This is a genomic window from Blautia sp. BCRC 81119, from assembly GCF_003184505.1.
Lineage (GTDB): Bacteria > Bacillota > Clostridia > Lachnospirales > Lachnospiraceae > Blautia_A > Blautia_A fusiformis.
Window position 1 is genome coordinate 54,216 of record NZ_QJHD01000016.1, and the last position, 15,992, is coordinate 70,207.

The following is a 15,992-nucleotide window of genomic DNA, read 5'->3' on the forward strand; positions in this document are numbered from 1 at the left end:
TATTTGTATCAGTCACACTGCAGTTTCACGATGCTGTTTGCAAGATCCACCATAAGGATACTGCCTTCTACCACGCGCTCATCTCCCATGATATCTCGAAGGATCAATTTATTTCCGTCCACATCGATCCGGCTTACATTCTTAAAGATCACAGAATTATCTTCTTCCTTATATACTGTTGCAAGACACATAATCATTCCTCCAAATAAGTGGCATCATTTAACCACTATGCTGTCAAAACTATTCTGTCGGTTTTTATTTCAACTCTTCCTTAACAAGTGTAAGAGCAAGTCCAAGTCTCATATTGCCTTTCTGAAAATCTGCAACTGCCTCTTTGATCGTCTTCGCAGCTGCATCCATGTTAAGCTTCTTAAGATTGTCAGCCATCTGATCAAGTTCTGCGGCATGATGCTCGTTATGCTGCAGCATGTAGGTAAGAAGTGCTACAGTCTCATTCTTGCAGTCACCGTTCTCGCAGGAACCGCAGTGTCCATCACCGTGTGTATGACAATGGTTATCTCCTTCCGCATGGCTGTGTGTATGGCTGTGAGTCACACCGTCCTCATGGGTGTGCTCATGTGTATGTTCATGGCTGTCTGCATGTCCATGCTGAACAAGATTGCCATTCTCATCTTTGATTAAATGCATAAATACCCCTTTCCTGTATCCGCTGGGCGGACACTCTCATGACAAGAATTTATCAATTAAATTCATTATACATCTTTTCACTGTTATTATCAAGAAAATAATTATAAAATATAGCCAAAATTATATGCTGTTTTTCCTATTTTTCCAAAAACTTTGACAGTAAATTAACTCGATTGTTTCATTTTTAACGAAGTTAGTCTTTTCAAACCACAACTTATTACCCAGTCTGCACGTCTGTCCAACTCTAAGCTTTATCACTTTTGTAATATAATTGATGTGATTCTTTCATATTTTTGTGCTATAATAGCAAAAGCATGGAAAGCAGAACATACAAGGAGGAATTATTTTGAAAGAAACTGTTTTTCTGAACAACGACAGAGAAATGCCTCTTCTGGGGCTTGGCGTATACAAGTTGCCCGATGATGTACAGGCCGAAGCAGCAGTCACTTCTGCTATTTCCGCCGGCTACCGCATGATCGATACCGCTTCTGTTTATAAAAATGAAGAAAGCGTTGGACGTGCCATTGCCAAATGCGGAGTTCCCAGAAAGGATCTTTTCATCACCAGCAAAATCTGGAACAATGCGCAGCGTCTCGGCGATGTCCAGGGAGCTTTTTCCCGTAGTCTCGACCGTCTGAAAGTCAGTTATGTAGATCTCTATCTGATACACTGGCCGGTTCCCGGCTGCTATTTGAGCACCTGGAAAGAGCTGGAATCCATTCTGGAATCTGGACGTGCTTTAAGTATCGGCGTCAGTAATTTTGATATCCGGCATCTGGAAGAGCTTCGTAAAATATCCGGGGTTATTCCTGCTGTAAACCAGATCGAGTGCCATCCTTTGTGTTACCCTGCTGAACTGATCGAATACTGCAAGGCTTTCGGTATTCAGGTACAGGCTTATGCTCCTCTGGCAAGAGGTGCATATTTTGATAATGATGTAATGTGTGTTCTGGGGACCAAATATGCCAGGACTCCTGCACAGATCGGGCTTCGCTGGGCAATACAGAAGGGAATTTCTGTCATTCCGAAATCCATCAACCCGGAACGAATCCGCAGTAATGGAAACATCTTTGACTTCAACATCGAGGATGAAGATATGGCGATCATTGATACACTGAACGAAGATCTGCATACTTCTCATGTTCCAGAAGATCTCCGTGATATTCAGTTTTAATTTCCATAATAATGCAAAAAAGATATCTGTCAGAGCATAAGTGATCTTCTGGCAGATATCTTTTTATTTTTTCTTTTCAGTTGATACGGCGATCCTGTTATTCCCTGCTTAGCATTTCACATATCTGAAACCCGGAAATATTTAACTGATCCGCTCACGCATTCTCCCACGGGAGCATGGGCGTTTCCACTTTTTTATCACGCAGCATCAGGTCCATTACTGCTTCCGCTGCTGATTTTCCTTCAAACAGTACGCGGTTCACTTCCGTTATGATAGGCATCTCCACCTCATATTTCTCCGCAAGTTCTCTTGCAGCTCTTGCAGAATAAACACCTTCCACAACCATCTGCACTTCTTTCATAGCTTCTTCCATCGTATATCCCTGGCCGATCAGATATCCAGCCTTTCGATTACGGCTATGCTTACTTGCACAAGTCACGATCAGGTCGCCGATCCCGGACAGGCCGTAAAAGGTTTCCATCTGCGCCCCCATTTTTTTACCAAGTCTTCCTATTTCCGTGATTCCCCTGGTAATCAGTGCCGCCTTGGTATTATCTCCATATCCAAGGCCGTCGGCAGTACCTGCTGCCAGTGCGATTACATTTTTCAGTGCTCCGCCAAGTTCCACCCCAAGGATATCCGGTGTTGTATACACGCGGAACACAGGGCTCATAAAAATGCTCTGAAGGTATTCCGCAGTTTCCTGTGTATGTGCGCTGATCACACAGGTTGTAGGAAGTCCGCGTCCTACTTCTTCCGCATGGCTTGGACCGGAAAGTACAGCTACATTACCCTGCGGGATTTCTTCTTCAATCACCTCGCTGAGTGTTTTCAGTGTCTTTTCCTCAATACCTTTAGCAACATTGACGATCTTCTGGTCCCTGCACACAAACGATGCCATCTTGTGTGCAGTACTCCGGATATACGGGGAAGCTACTGCCAGAACTGTTACATCCACATCCTTAAGCGCACGCTCCAAATCTGTCAGGACATCGATTTCATCCGGAAGCCGTACCCCCGGAAGCCTGTCAGGATTTTCTCTTTTTTCCCGGAGTTTTCGGGCATTCTCCGGTCTTGCTGACCAAAGAAGGACTTCATGGCCATTATTATGCAACAGGAGTGCCAGGGCTAATCCCCAGCTCCCCGAACCCAGTACGCTGATTTTTGCCATAAATCTTACCTCTTATTTTTTATTCTTACTGCTTAAAAACACCTTATTCTCTGTTCCATGAAACAGTCTTACAATGTTTGCCCTGTGTCTGTAGAACGCCATTGCTGTAAGAACTGCCATCACGATATAAAGCTCAACAGTATGCGCCTGATCCATCCCATATTTTCCCATATGTCCAAAAACCAGGACCAGGATAAAAGCCACCGCATATGCACTGAGAGAGCAAAGCGATACATAATGAGTTGTAAAGAACAGTGCAAAAAAGACAACTGCACATACAATAAATATCCGCCAGTCAAAAGCAATGATCATGCCTACAGAAGCAGCAATTCCCTTTCCACCGCGAAATTCCATAGAAATCGGAAAATTGTGGCCGAGGATACATCCCAATGCTGCATAAAGGGTAAGAAGCGGAAGGAGACCATTCATGGAATTTCCATAAACCATTCTCACGATCACAATAGCCAGTACACACTTCAGGCAGTCTCCCAGCAGGGTGATCGCTCCCGCTTTCTTTCCAAAAGTCCGGAAGGCATTCGTAGTACCCGCATTCCCGCTGCCATGATCTCTGATATCTGTCTTGTGGACTTTTCCAATAATATAGCCTGTCTGAAAAAGCCCGCATACATAACCGATAACAAGACAAATAATACGTTCCATACTTTTATTCCTTTTCCCCGCGCTCGCGGATGATAAATTTCAGGGAAGTTCCGGAAAATCCAAATGCATCCCTGATCTTGTTCTCCAGATATCTTACATAGGAAAAATGCATCAGTTCCTTGTCATTGACAAAGATAACAAATGTCGGCGGTTTTACCGCAACCTGTGTCATATAGAAGATCTTCAGTCTTCTTCCTCTGTCAGACGGCGGCTGCTGAAGAGCGACTGCCTCAGAAAGGATCTCATTAAGAACACCTGTCTGGATACGAAGTGTCTGATTTTCGATAACTGTATCGATATTTTCGAAAAGCTTTGGAAGTCTCTGACCTGTTTTTGCAGAGATAAAGATGATCTGTGCATATGGCATAAAGGAAAGGATCTGACGGATCTTTTCTGTATGCTTGTAGATGGTCTTGTCATTTTTCTCAATGGCATCCCATTTATTTACCGCTACGATGATACCCTTTCCTCTGTCATGAGCGATTCCCGCGATCTTAGCATCCTGCTCGGTAACGCCCTCGGAGGCATCGATCACAACTACAACCACATCTGCACGCTCTACAGCTGTCACAGTACGGATAACACTATAGCGCTCGATCTCTTCTTTTACCTTACCCTTGCGTCGAAGTCCTGCGGTATCGATAAAAATATAATCTTTTTTGTTCCAGGTAACCTTTGTGTCAATAGCATCACGTGTGGTTCCTGCAATATTGGATACGATCACACGCTCTTCTCCAAGAAGCTTGTTGATCAGAGAAGATTTTCCCACGTTCGGCTTTCCTACAATGGCGATCTTCGGAATATCATCCTGATCTTCCTCTTCACTCTTATCCGGGAACTCTTTGATCACCTCATCCAGCATATCTCCAAGGCCTTGTCTGTTAGCTGCAGAAATCGGAATCGGTTCTCCGATTCCAAGATTGTAAAACTCATATACGTCCATCATATATTTCTGGTGGCTGTCTACCTTGTTAACTACAAGACGTACCGGCTTGCCGCTGCGGCGGAGCATATCTGCCACCTTGGCATCGGAATCCACAAGACCCTGGCGAACATCTGTGATAAAAATGATCACGTCTGCCGTATCAATGGCGATCTGTGCCTGCTCTCTCATTCTGGAGAGAATGATATCGCTGCTGTCCGGCTCGATTCCGCCTGTATCGATCAGAGTAAATGTCCTGTCAAGCCATGTGACATCTGCATAAATCCTGTCACGGGTTACTCCTGGTGTATCCTTTACTATGGAAATATTGTCACCTGCCAGAGCGTTAAACAGAGTGGATTTGCCTACATTAGGCCTTCCCACTATCGCTACTACTGGTTTGCTCATAAATCTGTCTCCTTCTTGTTTGTTTATGTTCCGGAGGGTAGATCACGGCTTCCACCAGATCACGTCCTCCTGTGTCTACGATTACAATTTCTGTGTTCAGTGCTTCCGAAAGCTCTTCCAGCGTCATGTCATCCAGAAAAATCTCCTCATCACCTTTCAGCATGCTGCATGGGATCAGAAGCTTCTCTCCAAGGTCAAGACCGGAAAGCTGCTCTTTCAAATCCTGCCCTGTGATCAAACCGGACACCGTGATCTTTTCACCGAAAAAACGATTCTCGATGGTTGTGACCGGAATCTGCACATTAGGATATTTCTTCTGGATCTCTTTTATATAGCGTGCGATAAAAGGCGCTGCCAGTTTTCCTGTGGCGATCCTGCCTGTCACCTTACGGTCGTCACCGGAAAGCCCCTCCAGCGTTTCTTTTACTTCCGTTTCCAGAAGTCTGAGCATTCCCACGCCATTCTCAAGCTGCAGATATCCATCATATTCATCCTCACAGGGAAGCTCCCTGTCTGCCAGAATATACCATTCGTCTGAAGCATGGATAAAATGGATCCCATATTTCTCCATCATGATCTTCTGCCAGCGTTCGATCTGACCCAGGACTTTTTCAGCATCTTCCTTATTAAAAGGCTCCAGAGGATAGAGACCTTTTCTGTATTTGGTAAGTCCTACCGGTACAACAGAAACGCTCTGAAGGACCGGCGCATAAGCGGAAAGCTTTTCAAGGCTGTATTCCAGCTCGTCTCCGTCATTGACACCCTTACACAGTACGATTTGTCCATTCATGGTGATTCCTGCATTGTACAGCATATCCACCTTATCCAGAGCCTTTCCTGCAAAACGGTTATGCAGCATTTTACACCGGAGTTCCGGATTCATTGCCTGGAACGAAATGTTGATCGGTTCCAGATGATAGCGGATCACACGCTCAATATCCTTCTCGCTCATATTGGTAAGCGTAACATAATTTCCCTGAAGAAAGGAAAGCCTGGAATCATCATCCTTAAAATACAGCGTCTCACGCATACCTGGAGGCATCTGGTCAATAAAACAGAACATACACTTATTTGAACAGGAGCGATAGTCATCCATCAGTCCTCCGTTCTCAAATTCTATTCCAAGGTCTTCCTCATATTCCTTCTCTACCTCCAGCTCCCACTCTTCGCCATCAGGCTTCTCTACTAGAAGCACCACGAGCTCTTCATTCATGAGATACCGGTAATCGAAGACATCTTCCACAGGCTGTCCGTTTACAGACACAAGTCTGTCTCCCGGCTCCAGCCCCAGCTCCTCGGCAATACTGTCGGGCAGCACCCTGGAAATCATATGCTTTCTTAATTTCATCATTATCTCCCTTTTCTATCCCGTATATAATAACAACTTTGCTCTTAAAAATCAACACTTTGAGAAAACACCTTGACTGACACGTGGTTCTGATGTTATAAATAGACTGAGAATTTTTAATGACATACACTTAGGAGGAATATTATGCCAAACATAGAATTGCTGGAAAAGTCTATGCCTGTTGCCCCGATCCGAATCGCCGCACTTGCCGGATGCCGCGAACTGGCCGAGGAGGTTGACAAAAAGCTGGTTAAATTCCGTAAAGAACTTGTAGCCGCCAAGAAATCCACCATCATCCCACAGGGATATGCAGAAAAATCTTTCCTTGTAGATTGCGAATGCCCACGTTTCGGAACCGGTGAGGGTAAGGGTTACATCAAGGAATCTGTCCGCGGAACAGACCTTTATATCATGGTAGATGTGACCAATTACAGCCTTACTTACAGCGTATGCGGTCATGAGAACCACATGTCTCCGGATGACCATTACCAGGATCTGAAGAGAATCATCTCCGCAGCCACCGGTAAAGCACACCGCATCAACGTTATCATGCCATTCCTTTACGAGGGACGTCAGCACAGACGCACCAAGAGAGAATCTCTTGACTGTGCACTTGCACTTCGCGAGTTAAGTGCCATGGGTGTTTCCAACATCATTACTTTTGATGCTCATGACCCACGTGTACAGAACTCTATTCCGCTGAAGGGCTTTGATAACTTTTTTCCCACATACCAGTTCCTGAAAGCACTGGTCAAAAATGTCCCTGATTTCAAGCTTGACAATGATCATCTCATGATCATCAGCCCGGATGAAGGTGCCATGTCCCGTGCTGTATACTTCTCCAATATCCTTGGAGTCGATATGGGTATGTTCTACAAACGCCGTGATTACTCCACCGTTGTCAACGGAAAGAACCCGATCGTTGCTCACGAATTCCTCGGAGATTCTGTAGAGGGCAAAGACGTTGTCATCATCGACGATATGATCTCTTCCGGAGAAAGTATGCTGGATGTTGCCCGTCAGCTCAAAGAGCGTAAAGCCGGACGTGTATTCGTCTGCACAACCTACGGTCTGTTTACAGATGGCGTAGCCAAATTTGATGAATATTACGAAAAAGGCTGGCTGGACAGAGTCATCACAACCAACCTTAACTATCGTATTCCTGAGCTTCTTGACCGTCCATACTATATCGAAGCAAATATGAGCAAATATCTTGCAAGTATCATCGATATCATCAATCATGATGTATCTGTCGAGAAGGTTCGTTCCAGCAACGAAAAGATCATGGATCTCATGAAAAAAGTCAACGAACAGTAATAAATGCTCCCAGGTTTCCACGTTTCCCGTGAGAAGCCCTGTGTGAGTAAAGAAAGAGCGGATTACAGCAGGTGCAGATGCCCGGCATTGAGATCCGCTCTTCTTTTATGCCTGCATCCAGAAAGATCCTTCGGTTCGCCTCCCACAGATTCAGCTGGTATTTCCCATCTGGTTTTCTGTAAAAAAGCACATCCCAGTATTTTTCTTCAAACGCCTCTCTAAACTGATCGATCACATCTTCACTGACTTCATAGCAATCCTGACAGATAGAAGGACCAATGGCTGCATAAAGCTCTGAAGGATTTGTCTGAAATTCCTCAGTCATCTTCTCCACCGTCACTTTTCCGATCTTTCCTACAGTACCTCTCCAGCCGGAATGAGATAATCCCACAGCTCTATGTACCGGATCTATAAAGAAAAGTGGTACACAGTCCGCATAAAACGTTGCCAGCACCAGTCCCGGCACATTGGTGATCATTCCATCCACATCTGTATAAGGTCTTGGTTTTGTGATCCCATTTCCTCTGTCTTCTTCCGTGACCACACGTACATTGGTGGTGTGTGTCTGATCAGAGGTTACGATATCTTCCATGGAAAATCCCATAGCAGCAGAAAGTCTGCGGTAATTTTCCCGCACCGCAGACTCTTCATCCCCTCTTGTGAAGCTTAAGTTCATAGATTCATAAATCCCCTGGCTTACTCCTCCCAGGCGGGTACTGAAGCCATGTACGATCCCGGGAAATTTCTCAAAAGCAGGATATGTAAGCCAGGTAACCTTGTTCTTCTGATTTATATTCATTAGCTGTTTATCTTTATACCATTTTATTTTCATCTTATGTGACCAGTCCTTTCAACTGCAAAAATCAAAAGCATTTTTTATCCAGTGGATGTTCTCTCCATCAATTCCTACTACGTCAAAACGGCAGGGAGGCAGCTCCCGGTATCCATGTGCAATCAGATAAAACATTGCCACTTTGCTAATGATCCTCTGTTTTTCTCTCCCTACCGCTGAAAAAGGACTTCCACTCTTTCCGTTCTTTCTGTATTTCACTTCAACAAACACCAGATATCTTCCATCCTGCGCAACAAGATCGATCTCACCACTTCGGCAGCGAAAATTTCTTTCCTTGATCTGCAGCCCCTTTTCTTCCAGGAACGCTGCAGCAATTCCTTCATAATAGCTGCCCTTCTGTCTTCTATTTTCCTTCAGATAAACAAAACCTTTCTGTTTTTGATGTCGGTATCTTAAGTATTTTTATACAAAATGTGTGATAAACGTTTTTCTATGTATCGGACTTGGTCCATATTTCTTCAGTGCTTCAATATGCGCTGCAGAACCATATCCTTTATTGGAGGCAAATCCGTATTCCGGAAGAACCTTATCATATTCTTCCATCATCCGGTCTCTGGTCACTTTGGCAACAATACTTGCTGCCGCAATGGATACACTTTTTGCATCACCTTTGATGATGGGTACCTGCGGAATCTGGATTTCCGGTATGGTAACCGCATCGTTCAAAAGCAGCTGTGGCTGTACAGAAAGCCTGCTCACTGCCTGGCGCATTGCCTCATAGGTTGCCTGCAGGATATTGATCTCATCAATCCTCTCCGGACTTGCCATTCCAATTCCAACAGAAACTGCTCCCTCCAGGATCACATCGTACAATTCTTCTCTCTTCTTAGCTGTAAGCTTTTTAGAATCATTCAGCCATAAAATATCGCAGTCTTTCGGAAGGATCACCGCACAGGCGACTACCGGTCCGGCAAGAGGGCCTCTTCCCACCTCATCGATCCCGCAAAGATATCCAAGATGCTCATATTCATGTTCATATTTCTTCATGCTCTCTGTACGTACACGCTCATCCTCCAGAGCCTGAAGCTTTTTGTGATACTGCTGGATCAGTTTCTGTACACCGCTTCTCTCATCATTTTCATAATGACGAAAAAGGGCGTTATATTCGCCCTCCTTCGCTGACGCAAAACGCGCCTTGATATCTTTCATTGTTTCCATTACGCTTCCTCCGGTCCTTTTGGAAACTCCAGAGTCACTTTTCCCAGTTTTCCGGAACGAAATTCTTCCAGCAAAAGGCGGGATGCTTTCTCATAATCAAGCTCTTCGCCCTTTTTCAGACATCCTCTTGCTTTCGCAACTGCAGTAAGGATATCCAGCGGTTTCAGCTCTTCTTCTACATTGTATCTCTCTCTGATCGCTGCCGGATAAAACTCCTGCAGATATCCGATCAGACCCAGGGCAAGTTCTTCGATGTTCAGAATATCGTCCTTGATCGAACCGATATAGGCAAGACGCATTCCAACTTCCTGATCTTCAAATTTCGGCCAGAGAATTCCAGGGGTATCCAGAAGCTCAACACTTTTATTCAGACGTATCCACTGTTTTCCTTTTGTAACTCCTGGTTTATTACCAGTCTTGGCACAGGCTTTTCCTGCAAAGGTATTGATAAATGTTGATTTTCCAACATTAGGGATTCCTGCAACCATCGCACGTACCGGACGGTTTTTGATTCCTCGTCTCCGGTCTCTCTCTGTCTTTTCCTTACATGCCTCTGTGATTGCCGCAGAAACGGCCTTCATAGATCCCTTATTGCGGGAATCAATACTTACCGCATAGATTCCTTTTTCTTTGAAATATTCCATCCAGGCACGGTTCTGTCTCTCATCGGCAAGATCTGCTTTGTTGAGAAGGATCATACGCGCCTTGTTTTTTCCCAGCTCATCAATATCCGGATTTCGGCTGGAAAGAGGAACTCTTGCATCTACAAGCTCAATGATCAGATCGATCAGCTTGATATCTTCCTGCATCTGACGCTTCGCCTTCGTCATATGGCCTGGATACCACTGTACGTTCATAATTCACCTCATTTATCTATACTTTAATCTGTTTACTTTAATCTATTTTATAAAACCTATTTTATTTTTCGGAGAAACTGTAAACCAAACTTTCCCGACAATGTACTTCTTACTGATATTTCCGATATCGCTGAAGCGGCTGTCCTCACTGTTATTGCGATTATCACCAAGGACAAAATATTCCCCGCTTTCCAGAGTTATAGCACTATTTGCAAGTCCTCCATCTGTCATATCCTGATAAGCTCCGTTTTCTTCATAAACCTTGCCGTTGATATAGATCTTCCCGTCTTTAACCTGAACAGTCTCCCCGGGAAGTCCGATCACACGTCGGATATGCAGGGCTGCCGAGTCACTGGCGCTTGTTTTAAAAACGATCACATCTCCACGTTTTGGTGAACTGATCTTATATAAAGCCCTGTTTACAAAAAACTTTTCACTTACAGAATACGTGGGTTCCATGGCACTTTCCTGCAATGTCACAGTCTGAAATGCAGAGATCGCAACCAGCACAGCAAAAACCAGGGTCACAATAATTTCAAACACCCATTTCACGATTCCTCTTGTCCTGTCATCACGAAGCTTCTCCCTTGCTTCGGAAACAGCTCTGTTTTCCTTCAGATTTTCGATATTAATCTTCTTATTTAATCCCATATTCTATCCCCTGTATGTGTCTTTACACGCATACGCACTGATGTAAAAAGAGGGACAATAGCAAATGTTATTGTCCCTGCCTCTTTACTTATGAAATTATTTTACAAGCTCTTTAACCTTAGCTGCTTTACCTACACGATCTCTCAGGTAGTTCAGTTTCGCACGGCGTACTTTACCATGACGGATAACCTCAACCTTAACTACATGTGGGGAATGAAGCGGCCATGTTTTCTCAACACCAACACCGTTGGAGCTCTTTCTTACTGTGAAAGTCTCTCTTGTGCTTCCACCCTGTCTCTTAAGTACTGTACCCTCGAAGATCTGAACACGCTCACGTGTTCCCTCTTTGATCAGTGCGTGTACTCTTACTGTGTCTCCTACGCGGAACTGCGGTACTTCAGCTTTCAGCTGAGCGGACTCAATGTTCTTAATAATTTCGTTCATTTCTTTCTCTCCTTAATTATACTGGATGTTCTTAATACACATATGGTAACAGAGGACCATCTTTTTTCACAACATATGTGATTATACACTAGATAACTTCTCATTGCAAGGACTTTTTTTCCGGATTTTCGATGGCTTTTACCAGCAAAGGACCTCATGTCCTGTTTCTGTAACAAGGACCATGATCTCCCACTGTGCCGATGGCAGACCATCCTCTGTCCTCACTGTCCAGTCATCGATCTCATCTGTATAGATTTCATCAGATCCCATATTGACCATTGGTTCAATAGTAAAGATCATTCCGGGTACCATGAGTACACCTGTATCTTCCTTAGATGTGTAGCTTACCCATGGATCTTCATGAAACTCAAGACCTACACCATGTCCGCCAATTTCTCTCACAACTGTATAGCCGTTTTCCACTGCATGTTTGTGTACAGCACTTCCCATATTTCCGATCGGTGTCCATGGTTTTACCTGTTCAAGGCCAAGCTCTATGCATTCTTTTGTCACACGGACAAGCTTCTCCTTCTCCGGACTTACCTGTCCAATACAGAACATACGGGAGGAATCAGAAAAATATCCCTGATAAATGGTGGATACATCTACATTGACAATATCACCTTCTTTTAAGACAATTTCTTCATCCGGGATTCCGTGGCATACTACCTCGTTGATAGATGTACATACGCTTTTTGGAAAACCTTCATAATTAAGTGGTGCCGGAATTCCGCCATGACGTACTGTTTCTTCATGTACCCAGTCATCAATCTGCTGTGTCGTCACGCCTGGTCCGATATGCTCTGCAACATAATCAAGAACTGCAACATTGATCTTGCAGCTCTCTTTGATCTTCTCGATCTGTGCAGGTGTCTTGATCAGATCATGGTCAAGAACTGCATACCCCTTCTTTTTCATGAGTTCCATTTTTTCATCAAATGCTTCATGACATTTTTTATATTTTTTTCCGCTTCCACACCAGCAGGGATCATTTCGTTCGATTTTTTTAGCCATCTTTTTCTTCTGCCACTCAAAATATGTGTAAATATACTCACATCGAGATAACGTAGACTCTCACGAGTTCTACTTACTGCTTCACCGTGTATGTTTTTGATTGACCGAAATCATATCTACTCACAAGTTCTTGTACACTCCGCAGTCGTAAATTCCCGAAAATAGCCTTCGGTACATACTTACGTTTGCGTTTTAGTTATGCAACTTCGTAAGTTATTGCATCTCTCAAATTAAGTGCAGCATTGAGATCTCTGTCTTCGACATAACCGCAACTGCATTTGAATATTCTATCTGAAAGCTTTAAATCTTTTTTGATAGCGCCACAGCAGTGACAGGTTTTAGATGATGGATACCATCTATCTACTATTCGAAGTTCGATCCCATTTTCATTGCATTTGATTTGCAGCTTTGTTCTAAATTCATAAAACTTTTGTGATGCAACTGCTTTTGAAAGATGTCGATTCTTCATCATACCATTTACATTTAAGTCCTCGATCGTTATATAAGATGGCTTGGTTTTCACTATCTCAGCGATTGTCTTGTTAATGTAATCAGTACGGATATTATCTATCTTATGATGAAGTTTCTGTACCTTGAGTTTTTGTTTTTGTATATTCGCCCTTTGAGTGACTTCTCCTTTCTTTAGATTTTCATACTTACGGGAGAGACATCTCTGTTCCCGAATAAGTTGTTTCTCAAGCTTTTTCAGTCTTGCTGACTTGTTGATGTTCTTATAAGTCTTACCATTAGAAACAATGGCAAAATCCTTTAATCCCAAGTCTATGCCAATTCCTGCATTGGAATTATCAGCAATCTTGTTATCAGAAATTTCTACAAGAACTGAAACATAGTATCTGTCAGCTTTCATTGAGACCGTGCCACTTTTAACCACATATCCGTCTTTAGTTGTTGGAATATATCCTTTTTCTTTGATACGGACCCAACCAAGTGACGGAATATTGATTCTATGCCTTTCGCAACGACAATCCTTTGGATTATTCTTTACAAAATACATCTTTACATCAGATCTGCCTTTCTTTTTGAACTTAGGAAAAGCACTCTCGTGATTGAAAAATCTTGTAAAAGCAGTTTGTCCATTATTTACTGACTGTGTTACTGCTTTTGAATAAGCTTCCTTGATCCACGAATACTCCGGATGCTCAGAAAGATATTCATTGTTAAGCCAGACTCTAAACCTGTTACTGCTCATAAACTTTTCACCGTTGTTGTAAAGTTCTTTATTATGGGCAAGATAGAAATTATAAATAAATCTACAAGTTCCTATCGTCTTATGAATCTTGACTTTCTGTTCCTCTGACGGATTTATTTCCGTCTTGAAGCTCTTTAGCAATTTCCACATCCCTTTCTATTTGTTTTTTATACTTACGAAGTCCGTACAACCTGCAAGAGAACACATGGAGTATTGAAACAATATCCTGCACGAGGTTTTGATTTTTTGTTCCATCACTTCATCTAATAATTCGTTCCACTTTTTACGATTGTAATTAAGGCCACTTCCATAATCTTCAATACACTGGTCTACAATAATACCTTTGGCATTACAAAACTGTCGTAAAAATGCAACCTGGTTTTGTAAATCATCTTTTTGATTTCTTGTAGATACCCTGGCATAAATAACTACCTGACGTTGGTCATCTTCAGTACTTATTCCTTTGAATTGCAGATATTGGTCATAAGTGTAATAACGTCTATCAGTTGGAGTTCGGTTTGCCTTTAGAGTTCCGTCTCTATCCCAACGCTGTAATGTTTTTACAGATACACCTAACAGTTCAGCAAAATCTTTTGGCTTGTAATTTGTGATATTTGATGTGTTCATAATAATTTACTCTTTTGAGTACTTTTAAACACATTTGATCACATTAGTCAACAAATTTGATTACTTAAGATATTCTCCTTTTCGCAACTGTATGGCTGCTTTTTCTTTTGTATTTTATATGTTCAGATATGTTATATCTGTCTGAAATATTTTAACCGAATCAAAGAAGTCTCCTATGTGGTTGCGAAAAGCAATAAACTGTAGGTGGGGACTTGCCTTCATCCGTTTGAATGGGAAATTATTCCGCCTGATTATCATAGCACAACTTTCTTTAGGTGAAAAGTATTCTTTGTGTTTTTGGTTTGTTTTATATAACTTTTTGTGATTTTTCAATAAAAAAAGATCGTAGTAGCTTGAACGATCTATTTTTATTTATGTGTCTGTATTAATTATTTTTCGGTGGCTGCAGATTGTCGGTTTCCACCAGTTGCCATTATTCGCATTCGCCCAAGTGCACTGGATACTGCCGGAATAGAAATTACTACGATCGTCAGTACACCTTCCAGAAGAATATAACTGTAATTGTAAATGATCGGATACAAAGCTGTCAGAGACTTCGGAAAATTATCCGGCATGTAATCCATCCAGTAAAGATATCCGCCAAGTGCATGGAATGCCCCTCTTGCCAAAATTGCTATTATGTATGCTTTAAGAAGACCATGTTTTCTGGATTTTGTAAATAATCCGGAAAGCCCCATGGCTCCAAATGCCAGAATGTAATCACAGCATACCTGAAAAAATGAAAGGACATATGGCTCCTGGAGGAACTGAAAAATCCCATATACAAGACCGGTAAGAATTCCTACCTTAATGCCATACCAGTAACCGATCAGAACAATAAACAACATACTGAACAAAGTCACAGATCCGCCAAATGGCAGTTTAAATATCTTAATGTAGGAAGTTACATATGCAAGTGCCAATGCTACTGCACAGGTAACCAGCTGCTGTGTGGTAAATTTTAATGCAGATGTGTTTTTCTGAAGTAATACTGCTACCAGAATTATCAAAATCAGGACTGCAATAACAGATACGGCATATCCTGCCGTTGTGAGACCGCCTTCGGCAGTCACAAGAAAATTAAACATACTCTTTTCTTTCCTCCTTACGATTAAATTGCCCAAATCAAGTTCAAAGGTCAAAGCCTGCACCTCCTCACAGCCTGGTCAGGCTCCTTTGGTCTTACCTATTGTAGCATATGGAAAAAGAGATGTAAATGGTGGGAGATGTATGATTATATATAATAAAAACAGGAGAAAAATCCATGTACTGATTTTTCTCCTGCTTTCCTCTTTCCCTTTGTACCTTAAAAACTACATACATGCTTTGTTGATGGTTAATCAAACTTTTTGAATCAAATTTAACCTGCGTACCGATACTACAGCGGGGGGTATCCCCGCTTCCTCGGCTGGTTGGTCAAGCCCTCACCCGATTAGTAACAGTCAGCTCCATGTGTTACCACACTTCCACCTCTGCCCTATCTACCTCGTCGTCTTCAAGGGGGTTTACTTCACTAAGAATGGGATATCT

The 15,992-nt window shown here is 42.7% G+C and carries 17 protein-coding genes, 1 rRNA gene and 1 pseudogene; 2 read left to right on the top strand and 17 right to left on the bottom strand.

Annotated features, from left to right (window positions below):
* Window positions 1-8: 8 nt before the first annotated feature.
* Window positions 9-191 carry a CooT family nickel-binding protein gene (locus DMI82_RS10800; protein ID WP_021975843.1) on the bottom strand — a complete coding sequence of 61 codons (183 nt, stop codon included), beginning with the start codon at window positions 189-191 and terminating at the stop codon, window positions 9-11.
* 64 nt (window positions 192-255) lie between these two features.
* Entirely contained in the window at window positions 256-648 is a 393-nt protein-coding gene (locus DMI82_RS10805; protein WP_021650179.1) for a hypothetical protein, read from the bottom strand.
* A 346-nt stretch (window positions 649-994) separates the two neighbouring features.
* On the opposite strand from DMI82_RS10805, the gene DMI82_RS10810 reads away from it, so the two are divergent.
* Window positions 995-1,822, top strand: a complete 828-nt coding sequence (locus DMI82_RS10810) for an aldo/keto reductase (protein WP_022426672.1) — start codon at window positions 995-997, stop codon at window positions 1,820-1,822.
* Window positions 1,823-1,976: 154 nt separating this feature from the next.
* On the opposite strand, the gene DMI82_RS10815 is transcribed toward DMI82_RS10810, so the two are convergent.
* Genes DMI82_RS10815 through DMI82_RS10830 form a run of 4 tightly spaced genes read right to left on the bottom strand, consistent with a single transcriptional unit; the run spans window position 1,977 to window position 6,331 of the window.
* Window positions 1,977-2,993 carry an NAD(P)H-dependent glycerol-3-phosphate dehydrogenase gene (locus DMI82_RS10815; RefSeq protein WP_059085933.1) on the bottom strand — a complete coding sequence of 339 codons (1,017 nt, stop codon included), beginning with the start codon at window positions 2,991-2,993 and terminating at the stop codon, window positions 1,977-1,979.
* A 12-nt stretch (window positions 2,994-3,005) separates the two neighbouring features.
* Window positions 3,006-3,653: a glycerol-3-phosphate 1-O-acyltransferase PlsY gene (plsY, locus tag DMI82_RS10820; RefSeq protein ID WP_110103286.1), complete on the bottom strand. Its 648-nt coding sequence runs from the start codon at window positions 3,651-3,653 to the stop codon at window positions 3,006-3,008.
* A 4-nt stretch (window positions 3,654-3,657) separates the two neighbouring features.
* Window positions 3,658-4,983 (bottom strand): ribosome biogenesis GTPase Der, encoded by a 1,326-nt coding sequence (der, locus tag DMI82_RS10825; protein ID WP_015525309.1) that lies wholly within the window; start codon window positions 4,981-4,983, stop codon window positions 3,658-3,660.
* Window positions 4,946-6,331, bottom strand: a complete 1,386-nt coding sequence (locus tag DMI82_RS10830; protein WP_110103287.1) for a DUF512 domain-containing protein — start codon at window positions 6,329-6,331, stop codon at window positions 4,946-4,948. Before DMI82_RS10830 ends, der begins: the two co-directional genes overlap by 38 nt.
* 144 nt (window positions 6,332-6,475) lie before the next feature.
* On the opposite strand from DMI82_RS10830, the gene DMI82_RS10835 reads away from it, so the two are divergent.
* Entirely contained in the window at window positions 6,476-7,648 is a 1,173-nt protein-coding gene (locus DMI82_RS10835) for a ribose-phosphate pyrophosphokinase (protein WP_015525311.1), read from the top strand.
* On the opposite strand, the gene pgeF is transcribed toward DMI82_RS10835, so the two are convergent.
* The 11 genes and pseudogenes from pgeF to DMI82_RS10890 form a co-directional block, all read right to left on the bottom strand.
* Complete coding sequence (pgeF, locus tag DMI82_RS10840) at window positions 7,635-8,480, bottom strand: peptidoglycan editing factor PgeF (RefSeq protein ID WP_110103288.1); 846 nt, start codon at window positions 8,478-8,480, stop codon at window positions 7,635-7,637. The two genes, DMI82_RS10835 and pgeF, sit on opposite strands and share 14 nt — an antisense overlap.
* Before the next feature lie 18 nt (window positions 8,481-8,498).
* A complete protein-coding gene (locus DMI82_RS10845) occupies window positions 8,499-8,858 on the bottom strand; it encodes a YraN family protein (RefSeq protein ID WP_059085938.1) in 360 nt (119 codons plus the stop codon).
* A gap of 45 nt (window positions 8,859-8,903) precedes the next feature.
* Window positions 8,904-9,659, bottom strand: coding sequence for a ribonuclease HII (locus DMI82_RS10850; protein ID WP_015525313.1), 756 nt, complete (start codon window positions 9,657-9,659; stop codon window positions 8,904-8,906).
* Entirely contained in the window at window positions 9,659-10,516 is an 858-nt protein-coding gene (ylqF, locus tag DMI82_RS10855; protein ID WP_015525314.1) for a ribosome biogenesis GTPase YlqF, read from the bottom strand. Before ylqF ends, DMI82_RS10850 begins: the two co-directional genes overlap by 1 nt.
* A 42-nt stretch (window positions 10,517-10,558) precedes the next feature.
* A complete protein-coding gene (gene lepB, locus DMI82_RS10860) occupies window positions 10,559-11,167 on the bottom strand; it encodes a signal peptidase I (protein WP_110103289.1) in 609 nt (202 codons plus the stop codon).
* Window positions 11,168-11,263: 96 nt separating this feature from the next.
* The gene (rplS, locus tag DMI82_RS10865; RefSeq protein ID WP_015525316.1) at window positions 11,264-11,611 is read right to left on the bottom strand and encodes a 50S ribosomal protein L19; all 348 of its coding nucleotides are present in this window, start codon (window positions 11,609-11,611) and stop codon (window positions 11,264-11,266) included.
* Between the two features lie 138 nt (window positions 11,612-11,749).
* Window positions 11,750-12,625: a methionyl aminopeptidase gene (locus DMI82_RS10870; RefSeq protein WP_022426625.1), complete on the bottom strand. Its 876-nt coding sequence runs from the start codon at window positions 12,623-12,625 to the stop codon at window positions 11,750-11,752.
* A gap of 196 nt (window positions 12,626-12,821) precedes the next feature.
* Window positions 12,822-13,985, bottom strand: coding sequence for an RNA-guided endonuclease InsQ/TnpB family protein (locus DMI82_RS10875; protein WP_110103290.1), 1,164 nt, complete (start codon window positions 13,983-13,985; stop codon window positions 12,822-12,824).
* Window positions 13,915-14,447 (bottom strand): annotated as a pseudogene (locus DMI82_RS10880) (IS607 family transposase). Before DMI82_RS10880 ends, DMI82_RS10875 begins: the two are co-directional and overlap by 71 nt.
* Window positions 14,448-14,851: 404 nt before the next feature.
* Window positions 14,852-15,550 carry an energy-coupled thiamine transporter ThiT gene (locus DMI82_RS10885; RefSeq protein WP_110103293.1) on the bottom strand — a complete coding sequence of 233 codons (699 nt, stop codon included), beginning with the start codon at window positions 15,548-15,550 and terminating at the stop codon, window positions 14,852-14,854.
* Between the two features lie 324 nt (window positions 15,551-15,874).
* Window positions 15,875-15,992, bottom strand: a 23S ribosomal RNA gene (locus DMI82_RS10890); the annotation flags it as partial.